At 34.2% G+C, this 21,242-nt stretch carries 8 protein-coding genes and 1 pseudogene; 6 read left to right on the top strand and 3 right to left on the bottom strand.

The window, feature by feature from the left end:
- Window positions 1-2,858 (bottom strand): annotated as a pseudogene (locus ACP15M_RS12855) (hypothetical protein); the annotation flags it as partial.
- A gap of 444 nt (window positions 2,859-3,302) precedes the next feature.
- On the opposite strand from ACP15M_RS12855, the gene ACP15M_RS12850 reads away from it, so the two are divergent.
- From ACP15M_RS12850 to ACP15M_RS12825, 6 genes are all read left to right on the top strand, one after another.
- Window positions 3,303-4,892: a peptide chain release factor 3 gene (locus tag ACP15M_RS12850; protein ID WP_425077608.1), complete on the top strand. Its 1,590-nt coding sequence runs from the start codon at window positions 3,303-3,305 to the stop codon at window positions 4,890-4,892.
- A 103-nt stretch (window positions 4,893-4,995) separates the two neighbouring features.
- Window positions 4,996-6,924, top strand: coding sequence for a LysM peptidoglycan-binding domain-containing protein (locus tag ACP15M_RS12845; protein ID WP_425077607.1), 1,929 nt, complete (start codon window positions 4,996-4,998; stop codon window positions 6,922-6,924).
- 219 nt (window positions 6,925-7,143) lie between these two features.
- Window positions 7,144-13,143, top strand: coding sequence for a gliding motility-associated C-terminal domain-containing protein (locus ACP15M_RS12840; RefSeq protein WP_425077606.1), 6,000 nt, complete (start codon window positions 7,144-7,146; stop codon window positions 13,141-13,143).
- Window positions 13,143-14,084 (top strand): PorP/SprF family type IX secretion system membrane protein, encoded by a 942-nt coding sequence (locus ACP15M_RS12835; protein WP_425077605.1) that lies wholly within the window; start codon window positions 13,143-13,145, stop codon window positions 14,082-14,084. Before ACP15M_RS12840 ends, ACP15M_RS12835 begins: the two co-directional genes overlap by 1 nt.
- 11 nt (window positions 14,085-14,095) lie before the next feature.
- Window positions 14,096-15,958 (top strand): OmpA family protein, encoded by a 1,863-nt coding sequence (locus ACP15M_RS12830; protein ID WP_425077604.1) that lies wholly within the window; start codon window positions 14,096-14,098, stop codon window positions 15,956-15,958.
- Window positions 15,959-16,138: 180 nt separating this feature from the next.
- A complete protein-coding gene (locus tag ACP15M_RS12825; RefSeq protein ID WP_425077603.1) occupies window positions 16,139-16,369 on the top strand; it encodes a (4Fe-4S)-binding protein in 231 nt (76 codons plus the stop codon).
- 130 nt (window positions 16,370-16,499) lie between these two features.
- On the opposite strand, the gene ACP15M_RS12820 is transcribed toward ACP15M_RS12825, so the two are convergent.
- Together ACP15M_RS12820 and rpoC are read right to left on the bottom strand one after the other, a co-directional pair.
- Window positions 16,500-16,814, bottom strand: coding sequence for a DUF3467 domain-containing protein (locus ACP15M_RS12820; RefSeq protein ID WP_425077602.1), 315 nt, complete (start codon window positions 16,812-16,814; stop codon window positions 16,500-16,502).
- Between the two features lie 112 nt (window positions 16,815-16,926).
- Window positions 16,927-21,228, bottom strand: coding sequence for a DNA-directed RNA polymerase subunit beta' (gene rpoC / locus ACP15M_RS12815; protein WP_425077601.1), 4,302 nt, complete (start codon window positions 21,226-21,228; stop codon window positions 16,927-16,929).
- Window positions 21,229-21,242: the final 14 nt, after the last annotated feature.

Genomic DNA, 21,242 nt, shown 5'->3' with positions numbered 1-21,242 from the left:
GTAGCACTTACGCCTGTTAAATCTAAATCACAGTTTGTGTTGGCTACATTGCTAACATCTATGCTTGTTGTTGTCGTAATTCCTAAAACTGAAATCTCTAATGTTCCATCAACTGGTAGTGTTGCTGTTACTGAAGCTCCTCCATCTAGACTATAAGTCACAATATCTCCTGCATCGCCTGTAATAACAAACTCACCATCTTCGCCTGAACACACACTTGAATCTGTAGCTGATACTACCACTGCGTTTGGTGATGCGTTAACAACAATAGATATACTTTCTTCTTCTGGACACCTATTGTTTACGGTAGTCACTTCTATGCGATAAGTATTTGCATCAAAACTCGCAGGAACATTATTAATTGTTAATATCGCTGTTTGTGTACCAGAATACTGAGCTCCATCTGTTAATGCTGTTGCACCTAAATACCATTGATAGGTATAATCTGTAGCAGGTATAGCAATTGTAGTATCATCACTTGTGCTTCCAGTTAAACCAAAATCGGTTACACGAACTCCAGTTGTTGCTGCTGTCAACACCAAACTCTCTGATTCACAAATAACAGCAGGATCTGGATTAGGTGTAATAGTAATACTGGTTACAGTATCACTAATAATTTCAGTTCCATTAACACCATTATAGCCTCCAACGCCTCCAGTTACTAATCCATTACTATCAACACCTGTTCCATCTAATACTCCATCATTATTATCATCTGTACCATCAGATTCAAAAACATCATAACAACCATCATTATCACTGTCATCATCTAAGTGGTTAGGAATTCCATCTTTATCTATATCAAATAGTGTTGTGATTGGGTTATTAAAATTATCAACACAATTAAATTCCACACTATGCCTTCTAGTAATAGGGTTATTAGGAGTAATAACACTTAACCCAAGTCTTATTATCTGACTTGAAGTATTCAAATACCTCGTTGAAAAATTTACAGAAGGGTTAGTATTAGAAGTGCCTGTAGAATTAGTGCTACTAGAAATTCCAACTAACCATGGACTATCATTCGTTATAACTAATTCTGTAGGACTATCAACAGTATAACTAATTGGATGTTCTGTCCAGTTTTGTTCTAATATGTCAGCATTTCCATCAAGATCATTGAAATTAATGAATAACTCAGGAATTACAAAAGCAGTATTTGTTCCAGATTGAACAAAATCAAACTGATACTCTACATAAGGATGTTGTCCAGAAGGCACATTGCCTAAACGTGTTTCTGGTTTAAAAAATGTTGGATCAGTTGAGTTTTCATCAATAACAGTAACAAAACAATTAAATACTTCATTAATTGTAACTAAAGCATCAACTCCTGGAGCAACATTTGAAAACCTAAACACTTCACCTTCAATTACAGAGTTTAAATCTCCATCTCCAACTTCCTCTGTTGGAACATTACTAAAATCTAAGGTTGTTTGTCCGCCACAAATTGGCTGACTATTTACTGTATATCCTTTTTCAATAACATCAAGTATCCCATCATTATCATCATCATCATCACATCCATCAGCATATAAATCGCCATCACTATTTTGTGTATCATCAAAACCTGGACACTGGTCATTATTATTACTTACACCATCTCTATCATTATCACACTCTCCAGATATTGCATTAGGATTAGTTGAATTAAGACTAATATCATTTTGTTGCCCAGATAAACCTCCAACCAAAGGAATACCATTTGCATCTACTATATCTCCAAGTGTATCATCTTCATCTAAATCTCCTAATGTATAACCTCCATCACCTTCAAGAGCATCAGGACAACCATCATTATCACTATCTGAATCTAAAAAATTCGGTATTCCGCCACCATCAGTATCAAGACAAAGCTCAACAAACACATTATCTAATCTAAAATCATCTGAAACACCTACACCTGCCGAAAAGGCTCTAATACTAATATTTGCTGTGCCTGTAGGAGAAACAAAAAAGAAAGTTTGTGTTGCAAACACATTCACTCCTCCATTATCAGCTTGAATTTCAGCAGCTGTTTTACTATAAACAATTGTTCCGTCAATTGACACTTCTAAAGTTGCATCAATAGGGCTAGAAGCATCAGCTGCGTCTTGAAATGTAAATGCAGTTAAAACATCTTCGTAAACTGTAAAGGTTTGTTCAAAAGTAGAATCTGAATTATCAGCTGTAAACCTAGCAACTCCACCTCCAACACCAGACCTAAACCAATCTGCATTACCAGATTCTGTCCAACCAGTAACTAGGTTAGAATCAAAATTACCATTGACTAATGCATTAGTAGCATTACACTCTACTGTATCCAAAAGTCCGTCATTATCATCATCTAAATCACAACCGTCTGGAATTAAATCGCCATCAACATCAGCAGTATCATCAAATCCTTCACAAATATCTGAAGCATTAGGGACTCCATCATTATCACAATCGTTAGTTGGAAAATCTAAACAGTTACCAACTTCAATTGTCACATTAGCTGTATCACAAATGGTATTATTAACATCTAAACAAATCGTATATTCTACAGTATAAGCACCAGGAGTGCTATCCGCAGGAATATTTATTGTTCCATCTGTATTAATAGTTACTCCTGTTAAGCCTCCATTATTACTTATAGCTATTGTAGTATTGTCAATATTAGCATCGGTTGCTGGAGAACCATCTGCGTCATCAACTCCATTTCCATTATCTACAAATACACTCACAGTTGTTCCGCCTGTAACAGGATTGAATGGCGTTCCACTAAAATCATCATTATTTGCTGTGATAGTTTGTGAAAAAGAGTTTTGAAATGAAAAAACTAATAAGCATAAGGCTATACTTAAACTATTAATTAACGAGAATCGAGTAGAGATTTTCATAAAATCTTATATAAATTTATTATTCTTAAATTTTCATATAACACTTTAAGATTGGTCTACTTAAAAGCAAAAAAGCCTTATTTCATACATGATTAATGTATAAAATAGGCGTACTGCTTGTGTTTGTAGGCTCAATGTTTAGTGCTATTAATCTGGTTCAAATGTAATAATTTTGTAAAAAAAATACTATAAATTTTAACACTTGTTTAATCGATAAAGCGCCTGCTTTTATCGATTAAAAGCAAAATTAATGTAATTTTCCTAATTACCAAAGTTCAATGTTAATAATTTAAAGTAACGAATTAACTTATGCAACCTTATTTTATTAACAACCTTAACAACAAAACTAATTTATTGCCCAGTATAAATTCTGACACAGAAATTAATTTAAAGTCACTCTTGAGAGAGATATTGTAATTATATTTGCAGCTACAAAATTTAAGTATGAGTTTTTTAAACGAAATCAACAGGCGTCGAACTTTTGGAATTATATCACATCCTGATGCAGGTAAAACAACACTAACTGAAAAGCTATTGCTTTTTGGAGGTGCTATTCAAGAAGCTGGAGCTGTAAAAAGTAATAAAATAAAAAAGGGAGCTACTAGTGACTTCATGGAGATTGAACGCCAAAGAGGAATTTCAGTTGCGACTTCTGTTTTAGCATTTGAATATGATGGTATAAAAATTAACATTCTAGATACTCCTGGTCATAAAGATTTTGCTGAAGACACCTTTAGAACCCTAACCGCAGTTGATAGCGTTATTGTTGTTATTGATGTAGCTAAAGGTGTTGAGGAACAAACTGAAAAACTTGTAGAAGTTTGTCGAATGCGCAATATTCCGATGATTGTTTTTATTAATAAAATGGATCGAGAAGGAAAAGATGCTTTCGATTTACTTGATGAGATAGAACAAAAACTAGGCTTAAAAGTTACACCTCTTAGCTTTCCTATTGGAATGGGTTATGACTTTAAAGGCATTTATAATATTTGGGAGAAAAACATTAACCTTTTTAGTGGTGATAGCAGAAAAGATATTGAAGAAACTATAGAAGTTAATGATTTATCATCTCCTGAATTAGATCAATTAGTTGGAGATAAAGCAGCTCAAACATTAAGAGATGAAATAGAACTCGTTGAAGGTATTTATCCCGAATTTAACAAAGCAGATTATTTAGATGGTGAATTACAACCTGTCTTTTTCGGATCTGCATTAAACAACTTTGGTGTTCGCGAATTATTAGATTGTTTTGTTGACATTGCACCTAAACCAAGACCAAAGCATAGTGAAGAGCGTCTTGTAAAACCAGATGAAAACAAATTTTCAGGTTTTGTATTTAAAATTCATGCCAATATGGATCCTAATCATCGTAACCGATTGGCTTTTGTAAAAATTGTTTCTGGAGAATTTAAACGAAACACGCCTTATTTACATGTAAGACATCATAAGAAAATGAAGTTTTCTAGTCCGAATGCTTTTTTTGCTGAAAAGAAAGAAATCGTAGACATATCATATCCAGGAGATATTGTAGGATTACAAGATACTGGAAACTTTAAAATTGGTGACACTCTCACTGAAGGCGAACAACTCAATTACAAAGGGATTCCAAGCTTTTCACCTGAGCATTTTAGATATATCAATAATGCAGACCCTTTAAAATCTAAACAATTGTACAAAGGTATTGATCAACTCATGGATGAAGGTGTCGCTCAGCTATTCACCTTAGAACTTAACGGAAGAAAAGTTATTGGGACCGTTGGAGCTCTTCAATATGAAGTTATTCAATACCGACTTGAACATGAGTATGGCGCCAAATGTACTTATGAAAATTTAAATGTACATAAAGCCTGTTGGGTAGATCCTAAAGATTCCAAAAGTGAAGAATTTAAAGAATTTATGAGAGTAAAACAGCGTTTCCTAGCAAAGGATAAAGCTGGACAACTCGTCTTTTTAGCAGATTCGGCATTTTCACTACAAATGACACAACAAAAATATCCAAGTATTACATTTCATTTAACATCAGAATTTAATTAATGTTAATAACATATGAATAATTTGAAAATACTATAAAATACTTCAACCATTATATGTAATACTTTTACAACAATAAATTTAAAACCCTCACAAAATGCGAAGTATGAGCAATTATTTTAAAATAATTGTACTTTTTTTTCTATTTATTCCTGTTGCGCATAGTCAAAACGATTCTATTAAACATGTCATAAAGAAAGGAGAAAATGTTTATAGAATTTCTTTACGTTACAATGTGTCTATGACTGAAATTTTTAATTTAAATCCTGGTTCTAAAGAACTTATCAAGGCAGGAGAGATTTTATATATTCCCCAAAAAACTTCAAAAGCACCACAAAAACCAACAAAAAACTCTCAAGGCTACCTAGTTTCTAAAGGAGAAACGAAATATGGCATATCAAAATCATTTAACATAAGCATCACTGAATTAGAGAACGCAAATCCGTTTATTAAAAATGGACTTCAAGCTGGTCACATTCTTAAAATTCCTCAAAAAAACAATTCAACGGAAGCTATTAATAGCAATACAAATCAACATATCGTTCAAAAAGGAGAAACTCTATGGGGAATTTCTAACAAATACGGAATACCTCTAGAAAATTTAATTAGTCTCAATAAAAATCAATTGGGACAATTTTTACAAATCGGACAAGTACTCGAAATATCTAAGCCTACAAACAATAAACAAAACTCAACTTCTTATCTAGTAAAAAAAGGAGATACTAAATACGGTTTATCAAAACAGTTTGGAATAAGCATATCAGAATTAGAGCGTTTAAATCCGCAAATAAAAAATGTTTTAAAGGAAGGAAGCTTATTAAAACTTGAAGAATCAGTTATAGAAAAAGCTGAAACCATAGTTTTAAATGATTCTAAAGATGAGCAAGAACAAGAGAGCTTAGATGATTTGCATATCATAAAACCAAAAGAAACCATTTATAGCATTTCAAAAAATGCTGGGATTTCTAAAGAAGAGCTAATCGCTTTAAATCCAAAATTAAAAACCGCTGTATTAGCTGGAGATACTATTAGACTTTCTAAAAATGGTAAACAGACTATTTTAAACAATTCAAAAAAAATAGAACAGTTTGATCAATTCAACGCCGAATTATATTGGGTAGATTCTTCCATCGAAAAAAACGCTACAACAATCAAAAACAAAAACGATTATCTTTTAGGACTTAGATATGCTATGAATAAAGCCAAATCTAAATTTCCTAATATGGCATTAGAGTTTAAAAACACAAATTCATCAGATGATTTAATTTCTGAAAGTAATGAAGATAATTCAATTCGATTTAAAATAAAACCAAATCCACAATTTGAAAATGATCGTATTAGCCAATTAAGTTCTTATGTGGTATCAGAAACAAAGAACAATTCTGACAATACTATTCTAATTAAAGCTCTTCCTTCTGAAGCAGAAATGCAAAGAAAAGTCATCCAATATTTAAAACATAAAGATGAAAATGTGATTTGCTTATTTGATGATGACCATATAGAAAACTCTAAAACAGTTAAAGAACGTCTTCCTAATTCTAAACTAATAAAGATTAATAATAAAAATAGTTTTAAATCAAAAGAGCTTGAAAAAAGCCTTAAAAAGGAAGCTCTTAATTTTGTAGTAATAGAAAGCTCAAAAGTAGGTGTATTTTTAAGTGCAACTAGCTTACTACTTAAAAAATCGTCTTCTTATAACATTCAATTAGTTGTGCTTAATCATAAAAATATTCCTGATAGCACAAAAATATCATATAATCGATTTAAAATTCTAAATTTAACTTACCCAATGCCCTTTAACCCTAACTCCCTTAGAGAACACTCAAGCAGTTATAATGTTGCGTATTTAGTTGGTTCTGAAATTCTAAATAGACTTAACACCAAAGGCATTGAAGCTTTTAAAGACAATAATCCTACTTCATTTTTAGGAACAGTTTTTAGATACGATTTCAAAGAGAATACTGCCGAAAACAAAGCAGTTTCTATTTATATGTTTAATGATGATTCAAATAGTTATTTAATAAGTACTTACTAGATAAAAGGTTGATTTATTCAGATAAAACACAATAATTAAATTTCAAAACACATTACATCTGTAAAATTTTACCTTTCATCGTAAGATTTTATTTCATACCTTTGAAACTAAACCTTTAATCAAACCAACTAAACTCCACATAAAAACAGCTTAATTATTGTATGATTTAATACATCTCAATGTCACTTGTTATTTAAGCTTTTTTTAGTGGAAACCTAAATGAAAAGTCCCAAATTCATACTATATTTATTTTTATTATGCAGTTTAGCATGCTTAAAATCTTATGCGCAATGCCCAACTGTAATTAATAATGAGCAAACGTTTTGTGATTTAGATTCCTTGCTTGTTTCTGACTTACAAGCTATTGACGCTGGTGGTGGTGTTGCATGGTTTGAAACTACAACTAGCTTAATTCCGTTAAATGATTCTGATTCATTAATTGATGGTCAAACCTATTATGTAGATAATTCAACTGGCACATGTGGAAACAGACAAGCTGTTTTAGTAAATGTCTTAGGTCCACCTATAGGATTAAACTTTCAAGGTGTATGTGTTGAAAATGCTTCAGATGCTACTTTAAACAATTTAGAAGCTTTCGGGAATGATGTTCAATGGTATTTGTCTTCTTCTGGAGGCACACCATTAAACACCACAACTATTCTCTCAGACAATACAATTTATTATGCAGATCAATCTAGTCCTTTTACAGGTTGCAGAACTTCAAGGCTTTCAGTTTTTGTAAATGTTGGAGTTGTAGATGTTCCTGTAGGTGATAGTATTCAAGAATTTTGTATTATTAGCGGCAATAATAACCCAACGATAGGAGATTTAGTTGTTAGCGGAACAAATAATTGGTATCTTTCAATATCATCTGCTTTACCATTAGAACTTAGTGAACCACTAATTGATGGACAAACTTATTATGCGACTTCATTGGATCCTCCTTGCGAAAGTGATAATAGAAAAGCTGTTACAGTAAACCTAATCCAGCAACCTAATCCAGGCATTAATGGTACTATAGATTTATGCGAAAACGAATCGAATTCTATTAATCTCTTTGATAGTCTTGGAGGAACACCTGATGCTGGTGGAACTTGGTCGCCTGCGCTTAATAGTGGAACTGGTGTGTTTGATCCCAACATCGATGCTCCTGGTGTTTACACCTATACTGTAGCTAGCGCTAGTCCTGCGTGTTCTGATGATTCTGCGAATGTTACTGTAGCTTTTATTACACCTCCTGTGGCTGGTACTGATGGCACTATAGATTTATGCGAAAATGAATCGAATTCCATTAACCTCTTTGATAGTCTTGGTGGAACACCTGAGGCTGGTGGAACTTGGTCGCCTGCGCTTAATAGTGGAACTGGTGTATTTGATCCTAACATCGATGCTCCTGGTATTTACACCTATACTGTAGCTAGCGCTAATCCTGCATGTTCTGATGATTCTGCAAATGTCACTGTAACATTCATTACAGCTCCTATGGCTGGTACTGATGGTACTGCAGATTTATGTGAAAATGAGTCGAATTTAATTGACCTCTTTGATAGTCTTGGCGGAACACCTGATACTGGTGGAACTTGGTCGCCTGCACTTAATAGTGGAACTGGTGTGTTTGATCCCAACATCGATGCTCCTGGTGTTTACACCTATACTGTAGCTAGTACGAATCCTATTTGTGAGGATGATTCTGCAAATGTCACTGTAACATTCATTACAGCTCCTATGGCTGGTACTGATGGCACTATAGATTTATGTGAAAATGAATCGAATTCTATTAACCTCTTTGATAGTCTTGGTGGTAATCCTGAGGCTGGTGGAACTTGGTCGCCTGCGCTTAATAGTGGAACTGGTGTGTTTGACCCAAACATCGACGCTCCTGGTGTTTACACCTATACTGTAACTAGCGCTAATCCTGCGTGTTCTGATGATTCTGCAAATGTCACTGTAACATTCATTACAGCTCCTATGGCTGGTACTAATGGTACTATAGATTTATGTGAAAATGAATCGAATTCTATTAACTTATTCGATAGCCTTGGAGGAACACCTGATACTGGTGGAACTTGGTCGCCTGCGCTTAATAGTGGAACTGGTGTGTTTGATCCTAACATCGATGCTCCTGGTGTTTACACCTATACTGTAGCTAGTGCTAATCCTATTTGTGAGGATGATTCTGCAAATGTCACTGTAACATTCATTACAGCTCCTATGGCTGGTACTGATGGCACTATAGATTTATGTGAAAATGAGTCGAATTTAATTGACCTCTTTGGTAGTCTTGGTGGTAACCCTGAGGCTGATGGAACTTGGTCGCCTGCGCTTAATAGTGGAACTGGTGTGTTTGATCCTTCAATAGACCCAGAAGGTGTTTATACCTATACTGTAACTAGCGCTAATCCTGCATGTTCTGATGATTCTGCAAATGTTACTGTAACATTCATTACAGCTCCTATGGCTGGTACTGATGGCACTATAGATTTATGTGAAAACGAGTCGAATTCTATTAACCTCTTTGATAGTCTTGGTGGAACACCTGATGCTGGTGGAACTTGGTCACCTGCGCTTAATAGTGGAACTGGTGTGTTTGATCCTAACATCGATGCTCCTGGTGTTTATACCTATACTGTAGCTAGTATGAATCCTATTTGTGAAGATGATTCTGCAAATGTTACTGTAACATTCATTACAGCTCCTATGGCTGGTACTGATGGTACTATAGATTTATGTGAAAATGAATCGAATTCTATTAACCTCTTTGATAGTCTTGGTGGAACACCTGAGGCTGGTGGAACTTGGTCGCCTGCGCTTAATAGTGGAACTGGTGTGTTTGATCCTAACATCGATGCTCCTGGTGTTTACACCTATACTGTAGCTAGCGCTAATCCTGCATGTTCTGATGATTCTGCAAATGTTACTGTAACTTTTATTACACCTCCTGTGGCTGGTACTGATGGTACTATAGATTTATGTGAAAATGAATCGAATTCTATTAACCTCTTTGATAGTCTTGGTGGTAATCCTGAGGCTGGTGGAACTTGGTCGCCTGCGCTTAATAGTGGAACTGGTGTGTTTGATCCCAACATCGATGCTCCTGGTGTTTACACCTATACTGTAACTAGCGCTAATCCTGCGTGTTCTGATGATTCTGCAAATGTCACTGTAACATTCATTACAGCTCCTATGGCTGGTACTGATGGCACTATAGATTTATGTGAAAACGAGTCGAATTCTATTAATCTCTTTGATAGTCTTGGAGGAACACCTGATGCTGGTGGAACTTGGTCGCCTGCGCTTAATAGTGGAACTGGTGTGTTTGATCCCAACATCGATGCTCCTGGTGTTTATACCTATACTGTAGCTAGTACGAATCCTATTTGTGAGGATGATTCTGCAAATGTCACTGTAACATTCATTACAGCTCCTATGGCTGGTACTGATGGCACTATAGATTTATGTGAAAATGAATCGAATTCCATTAACCTCTTTGATAGTCTTGGTGGTAATCCTGAGGCTGTTGGAACTTGGTCGCCTACGCTTAATAGTGGAACTGGTGTGTTTGATCCTAACATCGATGCTCCTGGTGTTTATACCTATACTGTAGCTAGCGCTAATCCTGCATGTTCTGATGATTCTGCAAATGTTACTGTAACATTCATTACAGCTCCTATGGCTGGTACTGATGGCACTATAGATTTATGTGAAAACGAATCGAATTCTATTAATCTCTTTGATAGTCTTGGAGGCACACCTGATGCTGGTGGAACTTGGTCACCTGCGCTTAATAGTGGAACTGGTGTGTTTGATCCCAACATCGATGCTCCTGGTGTTTATACCTATACTGTAGCTAGTGCTAATCCTGAGTGTTCTGATGATTCTGCGAATGTTACTGTAACATTCATAACAGCTCCTATGGCTGGCACTGATGGCACTATAGATTTATGTGAAAACGAATCGAATTCTATTAATCTCTTTGATAGTCTTGGAGGCACACCTGATGCTGGTGGAACTTGGTCGCCTGCGCTTAATAGTGGAACTGGTGTGTTTGATCCCAACATCGATGCTCCTGGTGTTTATACCTATACTGTAGCTAGTACAAATCCTGCGTGTTCTGATGACTCTGCAAATGTTACTGTAACGTTCATTACAACTCCTATTGCTGGTGCTGATGGCTCTGTAGATTTATGTGAAAATGAATCGAATTTAATTGACCTCTTTGATAGTCTTGGTGGAACACCTGATGTTGGTGGAACTTGGTCGCCTGCGCTTAATAGTGGAACTGGTGTGTTTGATCCAAACATCGATGCTCCTGGTGTTTACACCTATACTGTAACTAGTACGAATCCTGAGTGTTCTGATGATTCTGCGAATGTTACTGTAACGTTTATTACAGCTCCTATGGCTGGTGTTGGTGGCACTGTCGATTTATGTGAAAATGAATCGAATTCTATTAACCTTTTTGATAGTCTAAGTGGTAATCCCGATGCTGGTGGAACTTGGTCGCCTGCGCTTAATAGTGGAACTGGTGTGTTTGATCCAAACATCGATGCTCCTGGTGTTTACACCTATACTGTAACTAGTACAAATCCTGCGTGTTCTGACGATTCTACGGCTATTATTATAAACATAATTTCGGCTCCTAATGCAGGAGAAGACAACTTAATCAATCTTTGTCAAGGAGACAATGAAATAGTAGACCTTTTTGATAGCCTTGGAGGAACACCTGACGTTGGTGGAACTTGGTCGCCTGCGCTTAATAGTGGAACTGGTGTGTTTGATCCTTCAATAGATCCAGAAGGTGTTTATACCTATACTGTAATAAGTAATAATTCTATATGCAATGACGATTCAGCTTCAATAGTCGTAAACTTAACAAATCCGCCTTTTGCTGGTACAAATGGTACACTTGATATTTGCGAAGATGACACAACTATTTATAACCTCTTTGATAGTCTTGGTGGAACACCTGACTCTGGTGGAACTTGGTCGCCTGCGCTTAATAGTGGAACTGGTGTTTTTGATCCCAACATCGATGCTCCTGGTGTTTACACTTATACTGTTTCAAGCAATAACACAATTTGTGAAGATGTCTCAGCTGATATTATAGTTTCACTAATTTTACCACCTTCAGCTGGTATTGATGGTATATTGAATCTTTGTGAGGACAGTACGAACTCTGTTGATCTTTTTGATAGTCTTGATGGTAATCCTAATTTTGGTGGCACTTGGTCACCTGCACTTAATAGTGGAACTGGTATTTTTGATCCTTCAATAGATCTTCCAGGTATTTACACTTATACTGTAAACCAACCTGAATGTAATTTAAATGACTCTTCAGAAGTTGTCGTAACAATTAACGAAAATCCCAATATAAATAATATCAACATAAGCATACCTAATACTTGCTTAGGTCAAGATGTTAATGTAATGTTTTCTGACCTTAATTTACTTTTAGATGGTTTATATTCATTAAGTTATAATATAACTGGACCAAGTAATAATATTAGTGATAATGTTATGATAACTGTCACCAATGGAAATACGTCTTTCTTAATTCCTAATAATAGTTTTTTAATTCCTGGAATTTATGAGTTTAGTTTAATCGACTTTTTTAATCCAGTAACAAATTGTCAAGCAGATTTAAGTAATTTAACCTCTTATAGCTTTGAAATTTTAGAAGCTGTCACACCTGAACTCACAGACAACGGAAATTTATTTTGTACTGAAGATAATGCTACAATACAAGACTTATCAAATAACATTACCACAAATGGAAATATACAATGGTATAATGCTGCAATTGATGGCATGTTATTAGACAACAATGAACTACTTCAAGATGGTGTAAGTTATTTTGCATCAATCACAATAGATAATGGTTGTTCAAGTATCAATAGATTAGAAGTTATTGTGAATATTGAATCTTGTGACGAAGACATAATTATTCCTGATGGTTTTTCGCCTAATGGAGATGGTATTAATGACACGTTCGTAATAAAAAACCTTGAAGAAAATTATCCAAATTTTAAGTTAACCATTTATAATAGAAATGGCAACAAACTCTATGAAGGTAATATTAATACTCCTAAATGGAATGGAACGACTACTGTTTCTCGACTAGGTGGTGGTAATCTACCTGTAGGTGTATATTTCTACATTTTAGAATTTAATGATGGACTAACTAACGACAAACAAGGTAGAGTTTACTTAAGCAGATAATGATGCATATAAAAAATCAAATATCGCTTCTTACAATCATCACTTTGATGATTTCAGCAAATCTGTTTGGCCAACAAGATGCTCAATATACACAGTACATGTATAATATGAATGTTATTAATCCTGCGTATGCAACTGATAACTCTGACCATATTAATTTTGGCTTGATCTATAGATCACAATGGGTTGGAGCTGTTGGAGCTCCAAGTACTGGATCTTTTTTTGCTCATTCTACCATAACCGAAAAGTTAGAAGGAGGAATTTCTATAGTTCACGATCAAATTGGTGATGTTGTTAAAGACACTAATTTATTTATTGATATTACATATGTTTTCCCTGTTAGCGAATCTGCAAAACTATCTTTAGGCGTTAAAGCAGGTCTTTCGTTTTTCTCTACAGATTTTAACGGATTTGTATATTCAGATCCTTTACCAGATCCAGCATTTGCTGAAAATTTAAGTAGAGTTTTTCCAAATATAGGAGCTGGAGCTTTCTACTTTACTGAAAAATTTTATTTCGGGTTTTCGGTACCAAACATGTTGCAATCTAAACATTTAGAAGATGATAGTGGAATTGTTGCCGAAGGTTCTGAAGCCTTACATTTTTTTACAACTGGAGGCTATGTTTTCAATATCAATGATAAGTTAAAATTAAAACCTGCATTTATGGCTAAAGCTGTAATTGGAGCTCCTTTAACATTAGACATAACCTCAAATGTTCTATTAAATGATAAAATCGAATTTGGTTTAGCTTATAGAATAAATGATGGTATTAGTGGACTATTCAATTTAAAAATATCGAAAGCCATACGAGTTGGATATGCTTATGATTATACTGTAAGTAACTTAGGACGTTTTAACTCAGGTACACATGAAGTGATGTTATTATTTGATCTTTTCAAATCAGAAAAAGGATATGATAAATCTCCAAGGTTCTTTTAAACTTAAACACTATGTATTTTAGACTGCTTTGCATATTATGTTTTACACAACTCGCCTTTAGTCAAAACACTAAGCTAAATAAGGCAAACAGATTGTATTTAGAGCATGCCTATGTAAAAGCAGCATCCTTATACGAAGAGTTTGCATCAGATCAAGAATCGTTAATAAAACTTGGTGATTGTTATTATTACAATGGTCAAATGGAGCAAGCAACTGTAGCGTATTCAAGAGCAAAAAAAGAAGCCGAATATGAATTTTCAAAGGCTGTTAGTTTTAGATATGCACATGCTCTTTACGGTTCTAATAGCATAGAAAAAGCAGATTCTGTAATGAGTAAGTTGTATTCAAAAACAATAAACACTAATGATTTTATCACTTCCTTAATAAATGGTGTTCCTTATGTATACACGGTTGAAAAAATAAAGCATGGCAGTTTTCCAGGAGATTTTGGAATGAATTATTTTGGAGACGATTACGTTTTTTCATCATCTAGAAATAATAACACCAAGCATTATACTTGGAATGAAATGTCTTATCTAGATCTATTTAAAGCTCAATTGACTGAAGACAAATCACTTATCAATATAGAGCCTTTAGATAAAATTATTAACTCAAATACTCATGAGAGTGGAGCTATTATATCTAAAGATGGTAACACTATGTATTTTTCGAGAACAAATAATAAACGCTATGAAGTTAATGGAGAAAAAGTAGCAACTGTTAAACTTTTCAAAAGCACACGAATAGATGATTCTTGGTCTGAAGCAGAAGAACTTCCATTTAGTAGTGATTACTATTCTACACAACATCCCAGTTTAGATGAAGCTAATGGCAGACTCTATTTTTCAAGTGACATGCCAAACGGTTTCGGATCTTTCGATATCTATTATGTTGATATACTAGAGGATGGCTTCGGAAAACCAATTAACCTAGGTTCTAAAATAAACACAAATCATAGAGAACATTTCCCTTATTATAGCGATAAAGGCTTTCTATATTTTTCTTCTGATGGACATCAAGGACTTGGTGGCTTAGATATTTTTATGGTTGAAAAAGATTACAATAATTGGCATACACCTCTAAATTTAGGAGAAACGATTAATACCAATTTAGATGATTTTGCTTTTGTAGTTGACTCAAAAAATAATACTGGATTTCTGTCTTCAAATAGAGATGGCAAAGATGATTTATATGTTTTTGAGCGTGAAAAAAACTTAAGAACCTTTATTGTTGAAGGCACAGTTAAAGACAAAAATTCTCAAGAATTATTGCCTGGCACATTAATAACACTTTTTAATGAACATAAAGTTGCTATTGATTCTGTTGTAGTTTCAGATGATGGAACTTACAGTTTTAGAACAAAACCAAATACTACATATATTATTGAAGGTTTTAAACCTTTATACATACCAACTAATAAAGACTTTAACACAGATGATTCTGGAAGAATTGAACTTAATATAGAATTAGAATTAGAATCATATGATGATGCTGAAGAAATCATTGTAGAAAAAGAAGATGGATATGTATACATCGAACTAGAAAATATCTATTTTGATTTAGATAAATGGAATATAAAACCACAAGCAGCTCGAACTCTAGATGTACTTGTAGCCTTAATGAAAAAATATCCTAGAATGGAAGTACAATTAGGCGCTCATACAGATAACAGAAGCTCTGTTGAGTACAACTTAAAACTTTCTAATAACAGAGCACAATCATCTCTTGAATATTTAATAGCCAATGGTATAGAATCATCAAGATTAGTAGCCATTGGATATGGAGAAAGTCAATTATTAGTTAATTGTGGTGATAATTGCACTGAAAATGAACACGCAGTAAATAGAAGGTGTGAGTTTATAATTACAAAATAAATATTAGCTTAAAAACGATAACACTTCAGAGTTTAACTGAAAAAGCATGTATTTCATCGATAATTAAGAATAAATTATACATTTAATCGTGTTTTTTATACATTTAAACGATTATTTTAATGTTCGTCCATTTTAGTATCTACATTTAAAATTAGATTTAACCCCAAAATCGACCTACTTATGAAAACTGTACCTCACGTTTACAGTAATGACAGCATTACTGTTACTTACAATCCTTGCCAATGTATTAATGCTGAGCGTTGTGCTAAAGAACTTTCAAATGTATTTCGACAATCAGTTATTCCTTGGATAGATTTGGAAGGCGAATCGACAGATAAAATTATTGAACAAGTAAAAAAATGCCCTTCAGGTGCATTAAAGTTTCATATCAAACAAAAAGAAGTCGCTTAACGATACTGAACCAAAAATCCCATTACACTTTTAGTTGTAATGGGATTTGTATTATTACGCTTGCCCAATTCAATGGAATTGGAGGTTATTCTAAATTACAGTTCGACCAACCTATTCACAATTCTTTTTTTTATGCTTGTCCTGTTGGTCCAAAATTCAATGGAATTGGAGGTTGTTCGTAATCTTTGATTTCACCATGAGCCTTTTCAAAACGATGAACATTATCACCAAGAGCTTTTAAAAGTCGCTTAGCATGTTGTGGTGTTAATATAATTCTAGATTTTACTTTACTCTTAGGTGTTCCAGGCATGATACTTACAAAATCAATTACAAATTCAGAAACTGAGTGATTAATAATGGCCAAATTAGAATAGGTTCCTTCGGCTATCTTTTCATCTAATTCTATATTGATTCCTGGCTTTTTGTTTTTATTGTCTTCTGCCATAATATTTTATTGCTTTTATTTAAACGTATTTATTAAAAAGCCTTCAAACAAATTAATGTGTGAAGGCTTTTATTTTTATTAAATTCCTGCCTTCGCAGGAATGACAACTGTATTAGTTGTAGTTCATCTCTTCTTTTGCTTTCATCATCTCATTGAATTCTTCTTTAGAACCTACAATAATGTTATCAAACTTTCTAACACCTGTTCCTGCAGGAATTCTATGACCAACGATTACATTTTCTTTTAAACCTTCAAGCGTATCTACTTTAGCATTTACTGCTGCTTCATTAAGAACTTTAGTAGTTTCTTGGAACGATGCTGCAGAGATAAATGACTTCGTCTGTAATGACGCTCTAGTAATACCTTGTAAAATAGGTGTAGCAGTTGCTGGCTTCGCATCTCTTGCAACAGCCAATGCTTTATCCTCTCTACGTAGTATTGAGTTCTCATCTCTCAACTCTCTAGCAGATAAAATTTGTCCTGGTTTAAGTGTTTCAGAATCACCAGCGTCTTCAACAACTTTCATTCCGAAAATCTTATCATTTTCTTCAATAAAATCTGCTTTATGAGCCAGTTGATCTTCTAAGAAAATAGTATCACCAGAATCAATGATTTTAACCTTACGCATCATTTGTCTTACAACAACCTCGAAATGTTTATCATTAATCTTCACACCTTGTAAACGATATACTTCTTGAACTTCGTTCACTAAATATTGCTGAACCGCTGAAGGTCCTTTTATATTTAAGATATCATTAGGTGTAATAGAACCATCAGATAATGGCATACCAGCTTTTACATAATCGTTTTCTTGTACAAGAATTTGATTAGATAATTTCACTAAGTATTTCTTAATCTCACCTAATTTAGATTCGATAATAATTTCACGATTACCACGCTTAATTTTACCAAAAGACACCACACCATCAATCTCACTTACAACAGCAGGATTTGAAGGGTTACGTGCTTCGAATAATTCTGTTACACGAGGTAAACCACCAGTAATATCACCTGCTTTAGCTGACTTACGAGGTATCTTAACTAAGATTTTACCAACCTTAATTTTCTCACCATCATCAATCATTAAATGTGCTCCAACTGGTAAGTTGTATGAACGTATCGCTTCACCTTTAGCATCTTCGATAATAAGCGTAGGAATTAATTTCTTGTTTCTAGATTCAGAAATTACTTTTTCCTGATAACCAGTTTGTTCATCAATTTCTACTTGATAAGTGACACCTTGCTCAATGTTTTCAAATTTAACTTTACCAGCAAATTCTGAAATAATTACACCATTGTATGGATCCCATTGGCAAACGACATCTCCTTTTTTAACCTTACTACCTGGTTTCACATAAATGTATGATCCATAAGGAATATTATTAGTACTTAAAGTAATTCCTGTTTTAGCATCAACTAGTTTCAATTCTGAAGTTCTAGAGATAACTACATCTACCTCTTTACCTTCATTATCTTTAGTTTTAACCGTTTTTAGATCTTCGATTTCAGCAACACCATCAAACTTAACTACTAATTTATTTTCTTCAGAAATGTTACCTGCTACACCACCAACGTGGAATGTACGTAAAGTAAGCTGTGTACCTGGTTCACCAATTGACTGTGCCGCAACGACACCAACAGCTTCTCCTCGTTGTACCATTTTACCTGTCGCTAAATTACGACCATAACATTTAGAGCAAACACCTTTTTTAGCTTCACAAGTTAATGCAGAACGCACTTCTATAGCATCCAATGGAGACTCACCAATACGTTTAGCAATAGCATCATCAATATGTTCTCCTGCGCCAACTAAAAGTTCTTCAGAAACTGGATCATAAACATCATTTAATGATGTACGACCAACAATTCTAGCTTCAAGAGTTTCTATAACTTCTTCGTTTTTCTTTAAAGGTCTAACCTCAATACCTCTTAATGTTCCACAATCTTCACTATAAATGATAACATCTTGAGATACATCAACCAAACGACGTGTTAAGTAACCAGCATCGGCAGTTTTAAGTGCAGTATCGGCAAGACCTTTACGTGCACCGTGAGTTGAAATAAAGTAATCTAAAATTGAAAGTCCTTCCTTAAAATTAGCAAGAATTGGATTCTCAATAATCGATCCTCCACCTGCAGTCGATTTTTTAGGTTTCGCCATTAATCCACGCATACCTGTTAACTGACGAATCTGTTCTTTAGATCCACGAGCTCCAGAATCAAGCATCATAAATACTGAGTTGAACCCTTGTTGATCCTCACGGATACGCTTCATCGATAACTCAGTTAATTCTGCATTTGTAGATGTCCAGATATCAATAACTTGGTTATAACGTTCGTTATTCGTTATTAATCCCATGTTATAGTTATTCATGATACCATCAACTAAGCCATTAGCTTTGTCAATCATACCTTGTTTTTCAGGTGGAATAATAATATCACCTAAACTGAATGATAGTCCACCTTGAAAAGCAAACTTATAACCTAAAGTTTTAATTTCGTCTAAGAATGCAGCTGTTACTGGTACACTTGTCTTTTTAAGAATTCCATGAATAATATCTCTCAAAGATTTCTTTGTTAATACCTCATTAATATAACCTGCTTCTGATGGTACTTTTTCATTAAAAAGTACACGACCAACAGTAGTTTCAATGATTTGAGTTGTTAACTCTCCTTCCTCATTAAAATCTTGAGTTCTTACTTTAATACCAGCGTTTAAGTCAACTTTTTTCTCATTGTAAGCAATTGTAACTTCTTCAGGAGAATAAAATGTTAAGCCTTCGCCTTTAATTGTAACATCTTTGTCTGTTTTACGCAACTTCGTCATGTAATACAGTCCAAGAACCATATCCTGAGAAGGTACAGTAACTGGAGCACCATTTGCTGGGTTTAGAATATTATGTGATGCAAGCATCAATAATTGTGCTTCTAAAATTGCTTCTGGACCTAAAGGTAAATGCACAGCCATCTGGTCACCATCAAAATCGGCATTAAAAGCCGTACATACTAATGGGTGTAACTGAATTGCTTTTCCTTCAATTAATTTTGGTTGAAAAGCTTGAATACCCAATCTATGTAATGTAGGAGCACGATTTAAAAGTACTGGATGTCCTTTTAAAACATTTTCTAAAATATCCCAAACTACAGGTTCTTTTCTATCTATAATTTTCTTTGCAGATTTTACAGTTTTTACAATTCCTCTTTCAATTAATTTTCTAATGATAAAAGGTTTGTATAGTTCTGCTGCCATATCTTTTGGCAATCCACATTCGTATAATTTTAATTCTGGTCCAACAACAATTACAGAACGTGCAGAATAATCAACACGCTTACCAAGTAAGTTCTGACGGAAACGTCCTTGCTTACCTTTTAAAGAATCTGATAACGATTTTAATGGTCTGTTAGAATCTGTTTTTACAGCTGAAGCTTTACGCGTATTATCAAATAATGAATCTACCGATTCTTGTAACATACGTTTCTCGTTACGTAAGATTACTTCAGGTGCTTTGATTTCAACTAAACGCTTTAAACGATTGTTACGAATTATAACACGACGGTAAAGGTCATTTAAATCTGAAGTTGCAAAACGTCCACCATCAAGAGGTACTAATGGTCTTAATTCTGGTGGAATGATTGGAATAGCCTTCATGATCATCCATTCTGGCTTATTCTCTCTATTTAAGTTTGAATCTCTAAACGCTTCAACAACTTGTAAACGTTTTAACGCTTCAGTCTTACGTTGTTTAGAGGTTTCAGTATTTGCTTTATGACGTAGCTCAAAAGATAAATCATCTAAATCAATTCTAGCTAAAAGGTCGATTAAGCATTCTGCTCCCATTTTAGCGATAAACTTATTAGGATCTGTATCTTCTAAATACTGATTTTCTTTAGGAAGCGTTTCCATGATATTTAGGTACTCTTCTTCCGTAAGGAAATCCATTTTTTGTAGAGGTTCTCCTTCAGCATTCATTGCTTCACCAGGTTGAATCACTACATAGCGTTCGTAATAGATAATCATATCTAAACGCTTAGATGGTAAACCAAGTAAGTATCCTATTTTATTAGGTAACGAACGGAAGTACCAAATATGAGCAACAGGAACCACAAGGTTGATGTGTCCTACGCGATCACGACGTACTTTCTTTTCAGTAACTTCAACACCACAACGGTCACAAACAATACCTTTGTAGCGTATTCTTTTATATTTACCACAAGCACATTCGAAATCCTTAACAGGACCAAAAATACGCTCACAGAATAAACCATCACGTTCAGGTTTATGTGTTCGATAATTAATAGTTTCAGGTTTTAAAACTTCACCACGAGATGCTGCTAAAACAGATTCTGGAGATGCTAAACCGATAGAAATTTTGTTAAATCTCTGTACTGTATTCTTATCTTGTCTTCTTGCCATAATAACTTTATAGT

Source organism: Psychroserpens sp. S379A (genome assembly GCF_049800755.1).
GTDB lineage: Bacteria > Bacteroidota > Bacteroidia > Flavobacteriales > Flavobacteriaceae > Psychroserpens.
Note: the sequence above shows the minus strand (reverse complement) of the source record. Positions and strands in the feature narration are given on the sequence as shown.

Excerpts from the sequence above, each read along its gene's own strand:
- ACP15M_RS12840 (WP_425077606.1), top strand. The coding sequence starts at position 7,144 with ATGAAAAGTCCCAAATTCATACTATATTTATTTTTATTATGCAGTTTA.
- ACP15M_RS12845 (WP_425077607.1), top strand. The coding sequence starts at position 4,996 with ATGAGCAATTATTTTAAAATAATTGTACTTTTTTTTCTATTTATTCCT.
- ACP15M_RS12825 (WP_425077603.1), top strand. The coding sequence starts at position 16,139 with ATGAAAACTGTACCTCACGTTTACAGTAATGACAGCATTACTGTTACT.
- rpoC (WP_425077601.1), bottom strand. The coding sequence starts at position 21,228 with ATGGCAAGAAGACAAGATAAGAATACAGTACAGAGATTTAACAAAATT.
- ACP15M_RS12850 (WP_425077608.1), top strand. The coding sequence starts at position 3,303 with ATGAGTTTTTTAAACGAAATCAACAGGCGTCGAACTTTTGGAATTATA.
- ACP15M_RS12830 (WP_425077604.1), top strand. The coding sequence starts at position 14,096 with ATGTATTTTAGACTGCTTTGCATATTATGTTTTACACAACTCGCCTTT.
- ACP15M_RS12835 (WP_425077605.1), top strand. The coding sequence starts at position 13,143 with ATGATGCATATAAAAAATCAAATATCGCTTCTTACAATCATCACTTTG.
- ACP15M_RS12820 (WP_425077602.1), bottom strand. The coding sequence starts at position 16,814 with ATGGCAGAAGACAATAAAAACAAAAAGCCAGGAATCAATATAGAATTA.